The sequence below is a fragment of the Streptomyces sp. NPDC127106 genome (assembly GCF_042677605.1).
In the GTDB taxonomy this organism is placed as follows: Bacteria; Actinomycetota; Actinomycetes; order Streptomycetales; family Streptomycetaceae; genus Streptomyces.
Genome location: NZ_JBHXTC010000006.1, coordinates 177,529 through 191,195, shown reverse-complemented (window position 1 = coordinate 191,195; position 13,667 = coordinate 177,529). Strand labels below are relative to the sequence as shown.

Below are 13,667 nucleotides of genomic sequence, written 5' to 3'. Positions count from 1 at the left end.
TGGACCTTTACCGTGCTTACCACTTTTTACACGGGGTTTTAACAACCTTCCGGCCGCGGTGCCCGGGGTACACCGCGGCCGTACGCACAGCAGGGGTACTACTTCTTCAGGGCGTCCATCGCGCGCTGCGTGACTTCCTCGACCTTCCCGAGGGCGGGGATCGTCACCAGCAGGCCCTGGGCCTTGTAGTAGTCGATGATCGGCTCGGTCTGCGTGTGGTAGACCTCCAGCCGGGTCCGGACCGTGGCCTCGGAGTCGTCGTCGCGCTGGTACAGCTCGCCGCCACACTTGTCGCAGACGCCCTCGGCCTTCGGGGCGCTGTACTCGACGTGGAACACGTGTGCGGAGTCGTTGCGGCAGATCCGGCGGCCGGCGATGCGCTTGACGACCTCGTCCTCCTCGACCTCCAGGTCGAGGACGGCGTCGAGCTTCATGCCCGCGGTCTGGAGCATCTCGTCCAGGGCCTCGGCCTGCGACACGTTGCGCGGGAAGCCGTCCAGCAGGAAGCCGTTCGCGGCGTCCGGCTGCTCCATGCGGTCCTTGGCCATGCCGACGGTGATCTCGTCCGGGACGAGCTTGCCGGCGTCCATGAATTCCTTCGCGCGGCGGCCCAGCTCGGTGTTCTGGCTGATGTTGGCCCGGAACAGGTCGCCCGTCGAGATGTGCGGAATCGACAGGTTCTTTGCAAGGAACGCGGCCTGCGTTCCCTTGCCCGCACCGGGCGGTCCGACGAGGACGATACGCATCAGCGGAGGAACCCTTCGTAATTGCGCTGCTGGAGCTGGCTCTCGATCTGCTTCACGGTTTCCAGACCCACACCCACGATGATGAGGATGCTCGTCCCGCCGAACGGGAAGTTCTGGTTCGCTCCGAAGCCGGCCAACGCCATCGTCGGCACTAGAGCGATCAGACCCAGGTACAGCGACCCCGGCCAGGTGATCCGGTTGAGCACGTAGCTCAGGTACTCGGCGGTGGGTCGACCGGCACGGATACCCGGGATGAACCCACCATACTTCTTCATGTTGTCTGCAACTTCCTCGGGGTTGAACGAAATCGCCACGTAGAAGAACGCGAAGAAGACGATCAGGAGGAAGTAGGTCGCGATGTAGTACGGGTGGTCACCCTTGACGAAGTGCTTTTGGATCCAGATCGCCCAGTCTGCGGTGGATCCGCTGAACTGAACGATCAGCGCCGGGATGTACAGCAGCGACGAGGCGAAGATGACCGGAATCACACCGGCCTGGTTCACCTTGAGCGGGATGTAGGTCGAGGTGCCGCCGTACGCGCGCCGGCCGATCATGCGCTTCGCGTACTGCACTGGAATGCGGCGCTGGGCCTGCTCGACGAAGACCACCAGCGCGACCATCGCGAGGCCGACCAGGATCACGACACCGAACTCGACCCAGCCGTCGGCGATCTTGCCCTGGAGCTTGATCTGCCACAGCGCGCCGATGAAGCCGGCGGCGATCGAGATGAACATCAGGATCGACATGCCGTTGCCGATGCCGCGGTCGGTGACCAGCTCGCCGAGCCACATCACGACACAGGTACCGGCGGTCATCGTGACGACCATGGTGATGGTGGTGAAGATCGACCGGTCCGGGACGATCTGGCTCGCGACCGGGCAGCCCTGGAACAACGCGCCCGTACGGGCGGTGGCGACGAGACCCGTGCCCTGGAGGATGGCGAGCGCGACCGTCAGGTAGCGCGTGTACTGCGTGATCTTCGCGGTGCCGGACTGGCCCTCCTTCTTGAGGGTCTCCAGCTTCGGGATGACCACGGTCAGCAGCTGCAGGATGATGCTCGCCGTGATGTACGGCATGATCCCGAGCGCGAAGATCGTGATCTGGAGCAGCGCGCCGCCGCTGAACATGTTGACGAGACCGAAGAGGCTGTTGCTGCTTCCGGCCTGGTCGACACAGATCTGGACGTTCTTGTAGTTCACGCCGGGTACCGGGACGTGGGACCCGAGCCGGAACAGCACGATGATGCCGAGCGTGAAGAGCAGCTTCTTGCGCAGGTCGGGCGTCTTGAACGCCCGGGCGAACGCGGTGAGCACGGTGCCTCCTGCGACCCCCGCGCTACTGCGTCAGAGGTGACGGTCTGAGGTTCGACGAATACGTACAAGCAAAGGTGCAGGCCACCTTACCGGCGACTGCGCCCCCCGTGGAACGACCAACCGGGGATGCCCCATATGTGAGGCATCCCCGGTCGGGTTTTCAGCTATCTGTCACGTGGGTTCGTCTTAGACGAGCTCGGTGACGGAGCCGCCGGCGGCGGCAATCTTCTCCTTGGCGGAGGCGGAAACGGCGTCAACCGAAACCTGCAGCGCCACGGAGATCTCGCCCTGGCCCAGGACCTTGACGAGCTGGTTCTTGCGAACGGCACCCTTGGCGACCAGGTCGGCCACCGTGACCTCGCCACCCTGCGGGTAGAGCGCGGCCAGCTTGTCCAGGTTCACGACCTGGAACTCGGTGCGGAACGGGTTCTTGAAACCCTTCAGCTTCGGCAGGCGCATGTGGAGGGGCATCTGCCCACCCTCGAAGCGCTGCGGAACCTGGTAACGGGCCTTCGTACCCTTGGTACCACGACCGGCCGTCTTACCCTTCGACGCCTCACCACGACCAACACGGGTCTTGGCGGTCTTGGCGCCGGGGGCGGGACGGAGGTTGTGGGCCTTCAGCGGGCTGGTCTCAGCCATGATTAGTCAACCTCCTCAACCGTCACGAGGTGGCGGACGGTGTGCACCATGCCGCGGAACTCGGGGCGGTCCTCCTTGACGACCACGTCGTTCAGGCGCTTGAGCCCGAGCGAACGAAGGGTGTCGCGGTGGTTCTGCTTGCTGCCGATGTACGACTTCGTCTGCGTGATCTTGAGGCGAGCCATCACACACCCGCCCCTGCACGCGCACGGAGCAGGGCCGCGGGGGCGACGTCCTCGAGCGGCAGACCGCGGCGGGCCGCGATCTCCTCGGGACGCTGCAGGCCCTTGAGGGCCTCCACGGTCGCGTGCACGATGTTGATCGCGTTGTCGGAGCCGAGCGACTTCGACAGGATGTCGTGAACGCCGGCGCACTCCAGAACGGCGCGCACCGGGCCACCGGCGATAACACCGGTACCGGGGGAAGCAGGCTTCAGCAGGACGACGCCCGCAGCCTTCTCGCCCTGAACCGGGTGCGGGATGGTGCCCTGGATGCGGGGGACGCGGAAGAAGTTCTTCTTCGCCTCCTCGACACCCTTGGCGATGGCCGCGGGAACTTCCTTGGCCTTGCCGTAACCGACACCCACGGTGCCGTCACCGTCGCCCACCACGACCAGCGCGGTGAAGCTGAAGCGACGACCACCCTTCACAACCTTGGCGACACGGTTGATCGCGACAACGCGCTCAACGTAGGCGGTCTTCTCGGCGGCAGCGCCACCGTCGCGACCCTTCCGGTCCCGCCGCTCGCCGCCACCGGCACCGCTGCCGCGGCGCTGGGGTCCAGCCATTGGATTACCTCTCTCTGTTACGTCCGTTAGTCCCGGAACCGGGGCTTAGAACTTCAGCCCGGCTTCGCGGGCGGCGTCAGCCAGAGCGGCAATGCGCCCGGCGTACCTGTTGCCACCGCGGTCGAACACGACGGCCTCGACACCGGCGGCCTTGGCGCGCTCGGCGACCAGGGCGCCGACCTGCTTGGCCTGCGCGGACTTGTCACCCTCGCCGCCGCGGATCGACGCGTCCAGGTGCGACGCCGACGCCAGGGTGTGGCCCTGGAGGTCGTCGATGACCTGAGCGGTGATACCGCGGTTCGAGCGGGTCACGACGAGGCGCGGACGCTCCGCCGTACCCGAGATGCTCTTGCGGATGCGGATGTGGCGGCGCGCCTTCGCAGCGCGCTTGTAAGCGTCGCCCTTGGCGATCTTCACACCGTATGCCATGGCTTTACTTACCAGCCTTTCCGACCTTGCGGCGGATGACCTCGCCCGCGTACTTGACGCCCTTGGCCTTGTACGGGTCGGGCTTCCGCAGCTTGCGGATGTTGGCGGCGACCTCGCCGACCTTCTGCTTGTCGATGCCCTCGACCGAGAACTTGGTCGGCGACTCGACCTTGAAGGAGATGCCCTCGGGGGCCTCCACCAGGATCGGGTGGCTGTAGCCGAGCTGGAACTCCAGAGCGGAGCCCTTCGCGGCAACGCGGTAACCGACACCGCTGATCTCGAGCGCCTTGGTGTATCCCTGGGTCACACCGGTGATCATGTTGGCCACCAGCGTGCGGGACAGGCCGTGGAGGGCCTTGTTCTGACGCTCGTCGTTCGGACGGGTGACGTTCAGAACGCCGTCCTCGCCCTTAACGATCTCGATGGGGGCGGCGACGGTGTGGGAGAGGAGACCCTTGGGGCCCTTCACCGCGACCGTGCGGCCATCGATGGTGACGTCCACGCCGGCGGGAACCGGGATGGGGAGCTTGCCGATACGAGACATAGCTTTTCCTCCGTTCCCGACTACCAGACGTAGGCGAGGACTTCCCCACCCACGCCCTTCTTCTGCGCCTGCTGGCCGGTCAGGAGACCGTGGGACGTGGAGATGATCGCCACGCCCAGGCCGCCGAGGACCTTCGGCAGGTTGGTGGACTTCGCGTACACACGCAGACCCGGCTTCGAGATGCGCTTGATGCCGGCGATCGAGCGCTCGCGGTTCGGGCCGAACTTCAGCTCGAGGACGAGGTTCTTGCCGACCTCGGCGTCCTCGACCTTCCAGCCGGTGATGAAACCCTCCTGCTTGAGGATTTCCGCGATGTGCGACTTGATCTTGCTGTGCGGCATCACGACGGAGTCGTGGTACGCCGAGTTAGCGTTCCGCAGACGCGTGAGCATGTCTGCGATGGGGTCAGTCATGGTCATGAATTGGCCTTCGGCCTCTCTCGCCGGGGTTTCCTGTATGCGCCATCCCTCTCCCCGTACTGAGACGGGACGGGTGCGGTGCGGGGACCTACGGCGTAGTAAGTCGTGCGGGCGGCGGACGCCCAACCCCACTAGCCTACGGCATGGGGGAGGGGCCTCCGCCGACCCAGATGCTTACCGAGAGTTACCGGCAATCCCAACTGTCCAGGGACAGAAGGATTTACCAGGAGCTCTTGGTCACGCCCGGCAGCTCGCCACGGTGAGCCATCTCACGAAGGCACACGCGGCACAGGCCGAACTTGCGGTACACGGAGTGCGGGCGGCCGCAGCGCTGGCAGCGGGTGTACGCACGCACACCGAACTTGGGCTTACGAGCAGCCTTGGCAATCAGAGCCTTCTTCGCCATCTCGCTTACGCCTCCTTGAAGGGGAAGCCGAGGTGACGGAGGAGCGCGCGGCCCTCAGCGTCGTTGGTCGCCGTGGTCACCACGGTGATGTCCATACCCCGGACGCGGTCGATCTTGTCCTGGTCGATCTCGTGGAACATGACCTGCTCCGTGAGACCGAAGGTGTAGTTGCCACGGCCGTCGAACTGCTTCGGGGACAGGCCGCGGAAGTCGCGGATGCGCGGCAGCGCGAGCGACAGGGTGCGGTCCAGGAACTCCCACATGCGGTCGCCACGGAGGGTGACGTGGGCACCGATCGGCTGACCCTCGCGCAGCTTGAACTGCGCGATGGACTTGCGGGCCTTGGTGACGGCCGGCTTCTGACCGGTGATCGTGGTGAGGTCGCGGATGGCGCCGTCGATCAGCTTCGAGTCACGGGCGGCGTCGCCGACACCCATGTTCACGACGATCTTGACGAGGCCGGGGATCTGCATGACGTTCTCGTACTGGAACTCGTCACGCAGCTTGCCCGCGATCTCCTCGCGGTACTTCGTCTTCAGACGCGGAGTGGTAGCCATCAGATGTCCTCACCCGTGCGCTTGGCAACGCGGATCTTGTTGCCCTCGTCGTCGAAGCGGTAACCGACGCGGGTGACGACCTTCTTGCCGTCCTTCTCCACGACCAGCTGGACGTTCGAAACGTGGACGGGGGCCTCGGTGATCACGATGCCGCCGGCCTGGTTCGGACCAGCCTTGGTGTGCTTCTTGACCCGGTTGACACCCTCGACCAGGACGCGGTTCTCGCCGGGGAAGGCCGCGACGACCTTGCCCTGCTTGCCCTTGTCCTTACCGGTGATGACCTGGACCAGGTCGCCCTTCTTGATCTTCATGCTTACAGCACCTCCGGCGCGAGCGAGATGATCTTCATGAACTTCTTCTCGCGCAGCTCACGGCCGACCGGGCCGAAGATGCGGGTGCCGCGAGGGTCGCCGTCGTTCTTCAGAATGACGGCGGCGTTCTCGTCGAAGCGGATGTACGAGCCGTCCTGGCGGCGGCGCTCCTTGACGGTGCGAACGATGACCGCCTTGACGACGTCACCCTTCTTCACGTTGCCACCGGGGATCGCGTCCTTGACGGTGGCGACGATGACGTCACCGATGCCCGCGTAGCGGCGACCCGAGCCACCGAGAACACGGATGCAAAGGATCTCCTTGGCACCAGTGTTGTCGGCGACGCGAAGTCGCGACTCCTGCTGGATCACGTCTATCTCCTGTTTGTCTGCCGGTTCCCGGCCGGGGCGCCCTCAATCGGGCGGCCCCGGCCGAGCCTGGCGGAACGAACCTGAAGGAAACCCTTCAGGTGATTACTTGGCCTTCTCGAGGATCTCGACGATGCGCCAGCGCTTGCTCGCCGACAGCGGACGCGTCTCCATGATGAGGACGCGGTCGCCGACACCGGCAGCGTTCTGCTCGTCGTGAGCCTTGAGCTTGTTCGTACGGCGGATGACCTTGCCGTACAGGGCGTGCTTGACGCGGTCCTCAACGGCGACGACGACGGTCTTGTCCATCTTGTCGCTGACGACCAGACCCTCACGGGTCTTGCGGAAGCCGCGCTCGGTCTTCTCAGTCACGTTCTTCTCGCTCATCAGGCGTTCTCCACCGTCTCGATGCCGAGCTCACGCTCGTGCATCAGGGTGTAGATCCGGGCGATGTCCTTGCGGACGGCCTTGAGCCGGCCGTTGTTCTCGAGCTGTCCGGTCGCCGCCTGGAAGCGGAGCTTGAACAGCTCTTCCTTGGCCTCGCGCAGCTTGGCAACGAGCTCCTCGTTGCCCAGCTCGCGCAGCTCCGACGCCTTGGTACCGGCCGCCATCACGACTCACCTGCCTCGCGCTTGACGATCCGGCACTTCATCGGCAGCTTGTGGGCCGCACGAGTGAGAGCCTCACGCGCAATCTTCTCGTTCGGGTAGGACAGCTCGAACATGACCCGGCCCGGGTGCACGTTCGCGATCCACCACTCGGGGGAACCCTTACCGGAACCCATGCGGGTCTCGGCGGGCTTCTTCGTGAGCGGACGGTCCGGGTAGATGTTGATCCAGACCTTGCCACCACGCTTGATGTGACGGGTCATCGCGATACGAGCGGACTCGATCTGACGGTTCGTCACGTACGCCGGGGTCAGCGCCTGGATGCCGTACTCGCCGAATGCCACCTCAGTGCCACCCTTGGCCATGCCGCGGCGCTTGGGGTGGTGCTGCTTGCGGTGCTTGACCCTACGGGGGATCAGCATGTCGGTCAGGCCTCCGTTCCGGTGCTCTCAGCCGGAGCGGCGGCAGCGGCGTCGGCCTTGGGGGCCTCGGCAGCGGCAGCCTGCTGCGGCTTGCGGCCACCACGGCCGCCGCGCTCGCCACCGCGGCCACCACGGCCGGCGGGACGGTCGCCAGCGCCGGCACCACGGGCCGGGCGGTTACCCGCGCGGGCCGCAGCGTTCTCGGCGCGAACCTCGGCGATGTTCTTGACGTCGCCCTTGTAGATCCAGACCTTCACGCCGATGCGGCCGAAGGTGGTCTTGGCCTCGAAGAAGCCGTAGTCCACGTTCGCGCGCAGCGTGTGCAGCGGCACACGACCCTCGCGGTAGAACTCGGACCGGGACATCTCGGCGCCGCCGAGACGGCCACCACACTGGATCTTGATGCCCTTGGCGCCGGCCTTCATGGTGCCCTGCATGCTCTTGCGCATGGCACGGCGGAAGGAGACGCGGGAGGAGAGCTGCTCAGCCACGGCCTGCGCAACCAGCTGAGCGTCGAGCTCGGGGTTCTTGACCTCGAGGATGTTCAGCTGGACCTGCTTGCCGGTGAGCTTCTCGAGGTCACCGCGGATGCGGTCGGCCTCGGCGCCACGGCGGCCGATGACGATGCCCGGACGAGCGGTGTGGATGTCCACACGCACGCGGTCACGGGTGCGCTCGATCTCGACCTTGGAGATGCCGGCGCGCTCCATGCCGGACGTCATCATCCGACGGATGGCGACGTCTTCCTTGACGTAGTCCTTGTACAGCTTGTCGGCGTACCAACGCGACTTGAAGTCGGTGGTGATGCCGAGCCGGAACCCGTGCGGGTTTACCTTCTGGCCCATTACCGGGAACCTTCCTTGCTGCTGACGACCACGGTGATGTGGCTGGTCCGCTTGCGGATCCGGTAGGCACGGCCCTGGGCGCGCGGACGGAACCGCTTCAGGGTCGGGCCCTCGTCCACGAACGCCTCGCTGATGAACAGCGAAGAAGCGTCCGTGTGGTTGTAGTTGTGCGCGGCGTTGGCAATGGCGCTGTCCAGCACCTTGCCGACCGGCACGCTCGCGGCCTGCGGGGCGAAACGCAGGACCGCCTGAGCCTCCGTGGCGTCCATGCCACGGATGAGGTCCACCACGCGGCGGGCCTTCATGGGCGTGACGCGGATGTACCGCGCCTGGGCCCTGGCTTCCATGGTTGTCCCTTCGGTGTAAGTCATAGTCGTTCCCACCCCGCGATTAGCGGCGCTTCGACTTCCGGTCGTCCTTGACGTGGCCGCGGAAGGTGCGAGTCGGCGAGAACTCGCCGAGCTTGTGGCCGACCATGGACTCGGTGACGAACACCGGGACGTGGGTCTTGCCGTTGTGCACCGCGATCGTGTGACCCAGCATGCTGGGGATGATCATCGAGCGACGGGACCAGGTCTTGATGACGTTCTTGGTACCGGCTTCGTTCTGGGCGTCCACCTTCTTCACGAGGTGGCCGTCAACGAAGGGTCCCTTCTTGAGACTGCGCGGCATCTAAACCCGCTCCTAGCGCTTCTTGTTCGTCTTGCGGCGGCGGACGATGTACTTGTTCGAAGCCTTCTTCGGCGAACGAGTACGACCCTCCTTCTGACCCCACGGGGAGACCGGGTGGCGACCACCGGAGGTCTTGCCCTCACCACCACCGTGCGGGTGGTCAACCGGGTTCATCGCGACACCGCGGACGGTCGGGCGGACGCCCTTCCAGCGCATGCGGCCGGCCTTGCCCCAGTTGATGTTCGACTGCTCGGCGTTGCCGACCTCGCCGACCGTGGCACGGCAGCGCGCGTCGACGAGACGGATCTCACCGGACGGCATACGAAGGTGGGCCATCACGCCCTCCTTCGCCAGCAGCTGCACGGAGGCACCCGCGGAGCGGGCGAACTTCGCACCGCCGCCGGGACGCAGCTCGATGGCGTGGATGGTCGTACCGACCGGGATGTTGCGCAGCGCCAGGTTGTTGCCGGGCTTGATGTCGGCCGTCGGGCCGTTCTCGATCCGGTCGCCCTGCTGCAGACCGCGCGGCGCGATGATGTAGCGCTTCTCGCCGTCGGCGTAGTGCAGCAGCGCGATGCGCGCGGTGCGGTTGGGGTCGTACTCGATGTGCGCGACCTTGGCCGGCACGCCGTCCTTGTCGTGACGACGGAAGTCGATCACGCGGTAGGCGCGCTTGTGGCCACCGCCCTGGTGGCGAACGGTCACACGACCGGTGTTGTTACGGCCGCCCTTGCTGTGCAGGGGGCGGACCAGCGACTTCTCCGGCGTGGACCGCGTGATCTCGACAAAGTCGGCGACGCTGGAGCCACGACGGCCCGGGGTCGTCGGCTTGTACTTGCGGATACCCATTTCTCAGTCCTCGTCCGATTCCGGACGACTCAGGACTCCGTTAGGAGGCCTGGCCGCCGAAGATGTCGATACGGTCGCCCTCAGCGAGGGTCACGATGGCGCGCTTGGTGTCAGCACGCTTGCCAAAACCGGTCTTGGTGCGCTTGCGCTTACCCTGACGGTTGATCGTGTTGACCCCGGTGACCTTGACCGAGAAGACCGCCTCGACGGCCTGCTTGATCTGGGTCTTGTTGGCGCCGGGCGCGACGATGAACGTGTACTTGTTCTCGTCCAGCAGCGCGTAGCTCTTCTCCGAGACAACCGGCTTGATCAGCAGGTCGCGCGGGTCAGTGAAGGTCTTGCTGGTAACGGTCGCCTCGGACATCAGGCGTCGCTCCCTTCGGTCTCATCGGCCTTGGGGCCAGACACGAAGGACTCCAGCGCGGCCTGGGTGAAGACCACGTCGTCAGAGACGATCACGTCGTACGTGTTCAGCTGGCCCGGCTCCAGGATGTGAACCTGGGGCAGGTTGCGGGCGGACAGCCACGCGGCCTCGTCGGCGCGCTCGACGACCAGGAGCAGGTTCTTGCGCTCCGTGATCTTGCCGAACAGCGTCTTGGCGGCCTTCGTGGAGACGGCACCCTCGACCACGCCGGTGACGACGTGGATGCGGGAGTGACGCGCACGGTCCGAGAGGGCACCGCGGAGGGCGGCGGCCTTCATCTTCTTCGGGGTCCGCTGCGAGTAGTCACGCGGCACGGGGCCGTGGACGACGCCACCGCCGGCGAACTGCGGAGCGCGGGTCGAACCCTGACGGGCGCGGCCGGTGCCCTTCTGGCGGTAAGGCTTCTTGCCACCACCACGGACTTCGCCACGGGTCTTGGTCTTGTGCGTGCCCTGACGGGCCGCGGCCAGCTGCGCGACGACGACCTGGTGGATCAGCGGAACGCTGGTCTTCGCGTCGAAGATCTCCGCGGGGAGCTCGACGGTACCGGCCTTGTCGCCTGCCGGCGAAAGGATGTCAATGGTGCTCATTAACCTCAAGCCCCCTTGGCCGCGGTACGGACCAGGACGAGGCCGCCGTTCGGACCGGGGACCGCACCCTTGATGAGGAGCAGACCCTTCTCCGCGTCCACCGCGTGGATGGTCAGGTTCTGGGTGGTGACGCGCTCGTTGCCCATACGACCAGCCATGCGCACGCCCTTGAAGACGCGCCCAGGGGTGGCGCAGCCACCGATCGAACCGGGGGAGCGGTGCTTGCGCTGCACACCGTGACCGGCGCCGAGGCCCCGGAAGTTGTGCCGCTTCATGACACCGGCGAAGCCCTTGCCCTTGCTGTTGCCCGTGACGTCAACCTTGACGCCGGACTCGAACACGGCAGCGGTGATCTCCTGGCCGAGCGTGTACTCGCTGGCGTCGGAGGTGCGGAGCTCCACCAGGTGGCGGCGGGGGGTGACGTCGGCCTTGGCGAAGTGGCCCTTGAGGGGCTTGTTCACCTTGCGCGGGTCGATCTCGCCGAAGGCGATCTGGACCGACTCGTAGCCGTCGGTGTCGTTGGTACGGACCTGGGTGACGACGCAGGGACCGGCCTTGACGACGGTGACCGGGACGACACGGTTGTTCTCGTCCCAGACCTGGGTCATGCCGAGCTTCTCGCCCAGGACGCCCTTGATCTGCTTTGCCATCTTCTCGACGCCTCTCAGAGCTTGATCTCGATGTCAACGCCGGCCGGAAGGTCCAGGCGCATCAGCGAGTCAACGGTCTTGGGCGTCGGGTCGAGGATGTCGATCAGGCGCTTGTGCGTGCGCATCTCGAAGTGCTCGCGCGAGTCCTTGTACTTGTGCGGCGACTTGATGACGCAGTACACGTTCTTCTCAGTGGGCAGCGGCACCGGGCCCGCGACCGACGCACCAGTGCGGGTCACCGTCTCGACGATCTTCTTCGCCGAGGAGTCGATGACCTCGTGGTCGTAGGCCTTGAGCCGGATGCGGATCTTCTGTCCCGCCATGGCTACTCCGTAGTCCTGTCTGTTGTGGAAACGCTCTGGCTCCCGGTCGGCTGCGGATCTCTCCACCGCTTCCCTCCGACCCACGCGGTCGGGCGTGTCGCACTCCCTCTCAGAAAATTCCCATACGGAAATTCCCTTGTTCAGGGGGTGCGGTCCCTGGACCGCGTTTCGGGGGAGAAACACCCACCGAGCGCCTGGCCGGCACCGTGCTGACGCTTCCCGAAAGATTCCCGTACGTCCGCCCCATTGCTGCCCCGTGGGGCAGATAAAGGCGACGAGTACTGTGGGACTCGCTTCCAGTCCTCCCGGCGGGAGGCGCGCAGCATCGACACTCAGCCGAGCAACTTGAGTAGTCTGCCATACGAGGCGCGTACCTGGCCAATCGGGCCGAAGAGAATACCCCTCCCCGGTGAGCGGTCAAACCGCGCCACGCGGCCGTCGCCCGGGAACGCGTCCCGGGCGCTCCTGCACCGCCCGGCGGCCCTGCGGGGGCGTCAGAGCCGCGAGGCCGTGGCGCAGCCCTCCGTGCCGCCGCTGCGGATGTCCTTGCTGCGGTCGTACGGGTCCTGCGGGGTCCCGGACGGGGTGGGGCCGGAGGCCGGCCGCCCGGAGAACTCGGGATGCACGTACCCGTCCCACCGGTCGCACGAGGAGTTCGCTATGTCGGACGCGTACGGCCCGAGCTGCAGGGTTCCGGGCTTGATCCGCCAGCGCACCGGGTCGGCGATCGTGAACTCCATCTGCCGCCGGACGATCGAACGCGTGACCTCCTCCGCGCCCGCCCGCGCCTCGACGACCGGGTACACGAACGAGTAGTCGACGACCACGTCCACGAGGCCGGGCTTCTCGCCGGGCTCCAGCTCCATCCGGCCGCGGACCTTCACCACGTCGCCGGCGGGGCGTGCCTCCGCGGCCTGGAAGCGGGTGAACAGGTTCAGCGGGTCGCTGTCCCGGTCCGGCTTCGCCAGCGACCGCTCCACCAGGGCGACGAGCTCGTCCTGGGCCGGGTCGATCAGGTCCAGCGCCGCCTGGGGCCGCTCGCCCCGCAGGGTCGCCGGATCGAGGTTGGCCGCGACCAGGAACTGCTTGGTGCGGGCCAGGCCCTCGGCGACCTGCTCCTTCGACACCCCGTTCAGGGCCCGCGCCTCCGGCACCTCGATGCCGGCGGCCCCGTCGGCCCACTGCGCGGCCGGGGAACCCCGGAACGGCTCCCGCAGCGTCGGCCGGTCCGGGAGGGTCGCGGACGGCGCCCCGCTGGGGCGGGCCGTCTCGGCGGGCAGCGGCTCCCGGGCCGCCTCGGCCCCGCGCTGCGCGGCCTTGCCCGTGAGGCGGTCGATGACGAGCTCCGGCCGCAGGGCGACCAGCGCGAGGGCGGCGACGGCCGCGATGGCCAGGCCCGCCTTGAGGCGCCGCCGGCCCCTCCCCCGGCCCTCCAGCTCCTGCCAGGCCGGGCCGGTGCGCCAGCCGGGCGGGTCGCTCGGTCGGGTCCCGCCCTTCTTCCTCGTCCACTTCGCCGCCCTGGCCCGCTGCTCTTCCTCGCGGCGCAGCCGGGCCGTGACCTCCCGGGCCCGGGCGGAGGGCTCCTTGGGAGCGTCGGCCGTATCCGCCCCGGCCTGCTGCAGGAACCGGGCCCACTCCTCGTCGGAGACGGCCGGCCTGTCGTCGTTGGTGTTGTCGCCCATGTACGGAGTTCGTCCTTGCGTAGCGCGGCGGGGGCCGCCCCGTTTCCGGGGAGACCGTCGCCGAAGGGATGCGTTGTCGG

24 protein-coding genes are annotated in these 13,667 nt (G+C 66.8%); all 24 read right to left on the bottom strand.

Going from position 1 to position 13,667, the window contains the following annotated elements:
- Positions 1–98: 98 nt before the first annotated feature.
- The 24 genes from ACFVGY_RS09145 to ACFVGY_RS09030 all read right to left on the bottom strand — a co-directional run bounded on the left by ACFVGY_RS09145 (position 99) and on the right by ACFVGY_RS09030 (position 13,587).
- The gene (locus tag ACFVGY_RS09145; RefSeq protein WP_385673303.1) at positions 99–746 is read right to left on the bottom strand and encodes an adenylate kinase; all 648 of its coding nucleotides are present in this window, start codon (positions 744–746) and stop codon (positions 99–101) included.
- A complete protein-coding gene (gene secY, locus ACFVGY_RS09140; protein WP_385673300.1) occupies positions 746–2,059 on the bottom strand; it encodes a preprotein translocase subunit SecY in 1,314 nt (437 codons plus the stop codon). Before secY ends, ACFVGY_RS09145 begins: the two co-directional genes overlap by 1 nt.
- 186 nt (positions 2,060–2,245) lie before the next feature.
- Positions 2,246–2,701, bottom strand: a complete 456-nt coding sequence (gene rplO, locus ACFVGY_RS09135; protein WP_385427934.1) for a 50S ribosomal protein L15 — start codon at positions 2,699–2,701, stop codon at positions 2,246–2,248.
- A gap of 2 nt (positions 2,702–2,703) precedes the next feature.
- Positions 2,704–2,886, bottom strand: coding sequence for a 50S ribosomal protein L30 (rpmD, locus tag ACFVGY_RS09130; protein WP_005313525.1), 183 nt, complete (start codon positions 2,884–2,886; stop codon positions 2,704–2,706).
- Complete coding sequence (gene rpsE / locus ACFVGY_RS09125; RefSeq protein WP_179173317.1) at positions 2,886–3,488, bottom strand: 30S ribosomal protein S5; 603 nt, start codon at positions 3,486–3,488, stop codon at positions 2,886–2,888. The genes rpmD and rpsE overlap by 1 nt, the downstream gene beginning before the upstream one ends.
- A gap of 45 nt (positions 3,489–3,533) precedes the next feature.
- Positions 3,534–3,917: a 50S ribosomal protein L18 gene (gene rplR, locus ACFVGY_RS09120; RefSeq protein WP_360624191.1), complete on the bottom strand. Its 384-nt coding sequence runs from the start codon at positions 3,915–3,917 to the stop codon at positions 3,534–3,536.
- A gap of 4 nt (positions 3,918–3,921) precedes the next feature.
- Positions 3,922–4,461, bottom strand: a complete 540-nt coding sequence (rplF, locus tag ACFVGY_RS09115; RefSeq protein ID WP_114053744.1) for a 50S ribosomal protein L6 — start codon at positions 4,459–4,461, stop codon at positions 3,922–3,924.
- A 20-nt stretch (positions 4,462–4,481) separates the two neighbouring features.
- Positions 4,482–4,880: a 30S ribosomal protein S8 gene (rpsH, locus tag ACFVGY_RS09110; RefSeq protein WP_042812335.1), complete on the bottom strand. Its 399-nt coding sequence runs from the start codon at positions 4,878–4,880 to the stop codon at positions 4,482–4,484.
- Positions 4,881–5,100: 220 nt separating this feature from the next.
- Positions 5,101–5,286: a type Z 30S ribosomal protein S14 gene (locus ACFVGY_RS09105; protein WP_003956452.1), complete on the bottom strand. Its 186-nt coding sequence runs from the start codon at positions 5,284–5,286 to the stop codon at positions 5,101–5,103.
- A gap of 5 nt (positions 5,287–5,291) precedes the next feature.
- Complete coding sequence (rplE, locus tag ACFVGY_RS09100; protein WP_189808023.1) at positions 5,292–5,843, bottom strand: 50S ribosomal protein L5; 552 nt, start codon at positions 5,841–5,843, stop codon at positions 5,292–5,294.
- Complete coding sequence (rplX, locus tag ACFVGY_RS09095; RefSeq protein ID WP_179173314.1) at positions 5,843–6,154, bottom strand: 50S ribosomal protein L24; 312 nt, start codon at positions 6,152–6,154, stop codon at positions 5,843–5,845. Before rplX ends, rplE begins: the two co-directional genes overlap by 1 nt.
- A gap of 2 nt (positions 6,155–6,156) precedes the next feature.
- Positions 6,157–6,525 (bottom strand): 50S ribosomal protein L14, encoded by a 369-nt coding sequence (gene rplN / locus ACFVGY_RS09090; RefSeq protein WP_003956455.1) that lies wholly within the window; start codon positions 6,523–6,525, stop codon positions 6,157–6,159.
- 102 nt (positions 6,526–6,627) lie between these two features.
- Complete coding sequence (rpsQ, locus tag ACFVGY_RS09085) at positions 6,628–6,909, bottom strand: 30S ribosomal protein S17 (RefSeq protein ID WP_079429300.1); 282 nt, start codon at positions 6,907–6,909, stop codon at positions 6,628–6,630.
- Entirely contained in the window at positions 6,909–7,133 is a 225-nt protein-coding gene (gene rpmC / locus ACFVGY_RS09080; protein WP_125540842.1) for a 50S ribosomal protein L29, read from the bottom strand. Before rpmC ends, rpsQ begins: the two co-directional genes overlap by 1 nt.
- Positions 7,133–7,552: a 50S ribosomal protein L16 gene (gene rplP, locus ACFVGY_RS09075; protein ID WP_352193895.1), complete on the bottom strand. Its 420-nt coding sequence runs from the start codon at positions 7,550–7,552 to the stop codon at positions 7,133–7,135. The genes rpmC and rplP overlap by 1 nt, the downstream gene beginning before the upstream one ends.
- Positions 7,553–7,557: 5 nt before the next feature.
- Positions 7,558–8,397 (bottom strand): 30S ribosomal protein S3, encoded by an 840-nt coding sequence (gene rpsC, locus ACFVGY_RS09070; RefSeq protein ID WP_179173312.1) that lies wholly within the window; start codon positions 8,395–8,397, stop codon positions 7,558–7,560.
- Complete coding sequence (rplV, locus tag ACFVGY_RS09065; protein WP_361090680.1) at positions 8,397–8,744, bottom strand: 50S ribosomal protein L22; 348 nt, start codon at positions 8,742–8,744, stop codon at positions 8,397–8,399. The genes rpsC and rplV overlap by 1 nt, the downstream gene beginning before the upstream one ends.
- A 43-nt stretch (positions 8,745–8,787) precedes the next feature.
- Positions 8,788–9,069, bottom strand: a complete 282-nt coding sequence (gene rpsS, locus ACFVGY_RS09060; protein WP_179173310.1) for a 30S ribosomal protein S19 — start codon at positions 9,067–9,069, stop codon at positions 8,788–8,790.
- Positions 9,070–9,081: 12 nt separating this feature from the next.
- The gene (gene rplB / locus ACFVGY_RS09055) at positions 9,082–9,918 is read right to left on the bottom strand and encodes a 50S ribosomal protein L2 (RefSeq protein WP_045945287.1); all 837 of its coding nucleotides are present in this window, start codon (positions 9,916–9,918) and stop codon (positions 9,082–9,084) included.
- A 40-nt stretch (positions 9,919–9,958) separates the two neighbouring features.
- Positions 9,959–10,282 carry a 50S ribosomal protein L23 gene (gene rplW / locus ACFVGY_RS09050; protein ID WP_030298212.1) on the bottom strand — a complete coding sequence of 108 codons (324 nt, stop codon included), beginning with the start codon at positions 10,280–10,282 and terminating at the stop codon, positions 9,959–9,961.
- Positions 10,282–10,932 carry a 50S ribosomal protein L4 gene (rplD, locus tag ACFVGY_RS09045; protein ID WP_125540845.1) on the bottom strand — a complete coding sequence of 217 codons (651 nt, stop codon included), beginning with the start codon at positions 10,930–10,932 and terminating at the stop codon, positions 10,282–10,284. The genes rplW and rplD overlap by 1 nt, the downstream gene beginning before the upstream one ends.
- A 5-nt stretch (positions 10,933–10,937) precedes the next feature.
- Positions 10,938–11,582 carry a 50S ribosomal protein L3 gene (rplC, locus tag ACFVGY_RS09040; protein WP_361090689.1) on the bottom strand — a complete coding sequence of 215 codons (645 nt, stop codon included), beginning with the start codon at positions 11,580–11,582 and terminating at the stop codon, positions 10,938–10,940.
- Between the two features lie 14 nt (positions 11,583–11,596).
- On the bottom strand, positions 11,597–11,905 hold the full coding sequence (rpsJ, locus tag ACFVGY_RS09035) for a 30S ribosomal protein S10 (RefSeq protein WP_003948644.1): 309 nt from the start codon (positions 11,903–11,905) through the stop codon (positions 11,597–11,599).
- Positions 11,906–12,399: 494 nt separating this feature from the next.
- Entirely contained in the window at positions 12,400–13,587 is a 1,188-nt protein-coding gene (locus ACFVGY_RS09030; RefSeq protein WP_385673287.1) for a hypothetical protein, read from the bottom strand.
- Positions 13,588–13,667 lie beyond the last annotated feature (80 nt).

Coding starts and splice junctions, on each gene's coding strand:
- ACFVGY_RS09145 (WP_385673303.1), bottom strand. CDS start 746: ATGCGTATCGTCCTCGTCGGACCGCCCGGTGCGGGCAAGGGAACGCAG.
- rplO (WP_385427934.1), bottom strand. CDS start 2,701: ATGGCTGAGACCAGCCCGCTGAAGGCCCACAACCTCCGTCCCGCCCCC.
- rpmD (WP_005313525.1), bottom strand. CDS start 2,886: ATGGCTCGCCTCAAGATCACGCAGACGAAGTCGTACATCGGCAGCAAG.
- rpsE (WP_179173317.1), bottom strand. CDS start 3,488: ATGGCTGGACCCCAGCGCCGCGGCAGCGGTGCCGGTGGCGGCGAGCGG.
- rplR (WP_360624191.1), bottom strand. CDS start 3,917: ATGGCATACGGTGTGAAGATCGCCAAGGGCGACGCTTACAAGCGCGCT.
- rplF (WP_114053744.1), bottom strand. CDS start 4,461: ATGTCTCGTATCGGCAAGCTCCCCATCCCGGTTCCCGCCGGCGTGGAC.
- rpsH (WP_042812335.1), bottom strand. CDS start 4,880: ATGACCATGACTGACCCCATCGCAGACATGCTCACGCGTCTGCGGAAC.
- ACFVGY_RS09105 (WP_003956452.1), bottom strand. CDS start 5,286: ATGGCGAAGAAGGCTCTGATTGCCAAGGCTGCTCGTAAGCCCAAGTTC.
- rplE (WP_189808023.1), bottom strand. CDS start 5,843: ATGGCTACCACTCCGCGTCTGAAGACGAAGTACCGCGAGGAGATCGCG.
- rplX (WP_179173314.1), bottom strand. CDS start 6,154: ATGAAGATCAAGAAGGGCGACCTGGTCCAGGTCATCACCGGTAAGGAC.
- rpsQ (WP_079429300.1), bottom strand. CDS start 6,909: ATGAGCGAGAAGAACGTGACTGAGAAGACCGAGCGCGGCTTCCGCAAG.
- rpmC (WP_125540842.1), bottom strand. CDS start 7,133: ATGGCGGCCGGTACCAAGGCGTCGGAGCTGCGCGAGCTGGGCAACGAG.
- rplP (WP_352193895.1), bottom strand. CDS start 7,552: ATGCTGATCCCCCGTAGGGTCAAGCACCGCAAGCAGCACCACCCCAAG.
- rpsC (WP_179173312.1), bottom strand. CDS start 8,397: ATGGGCCAGAAGGTAAACCCGCACGGGTTCCGGCTCGGCATCACCACC.
- rplV (WP_361090680.1), bottom strand. CDS start 8,744: ATGGAAGCCAGGGCCCAGGCGCGGTACATCCGCGTCACGCCCATGAAG.
- rpsS (WP_179173310.1), bottom strand. CDS start 9,069: ATGCCGCGCAGTCTCAAGAAGGGACCCTTCGTTGACGGCCACCTCGTG.
- rplB (WP_045945287.1), bottom strand. CDS start 9,918: ATGGGTATCCGCAAGTACAAGCCGACGACCCCGGGCCGTCGTGGCTCC.
- rplW (WP_030298212.1), bottom strand. CDS start 10,282: ATGTCCGAGGCGACCGTTACCAGCAAGACCTTCACTGACCCGCGCGAC.
- rplD (WP_125540845.1), bottom strand. CDS start 10,932: ATGAGCACCATTGACATCCTTTCGCCGGCAGGCGACAAGGCCGGTACC.
- rplC (WP_361090689.1), bottom strand. CDS start 11,582: ATGGCAAAGCAGATCAAGGGCGTCCTGGGCGAGAAGCTCGGCATGACC.
- rpsJ (WP_003948644.1), bottom strand. CDS start 11,905: ATGGCGGGACAGAAGATCCGCATCCGGCTCAAGGCCTACGACCACGAG.
- ACFVGY_RS09030 (WP_385673287.1), bottom strand. CDS start 13,587: ATGGGCGACAACACCAACGACGACAGGCCGGCCGTCTCCGACGAGGAG.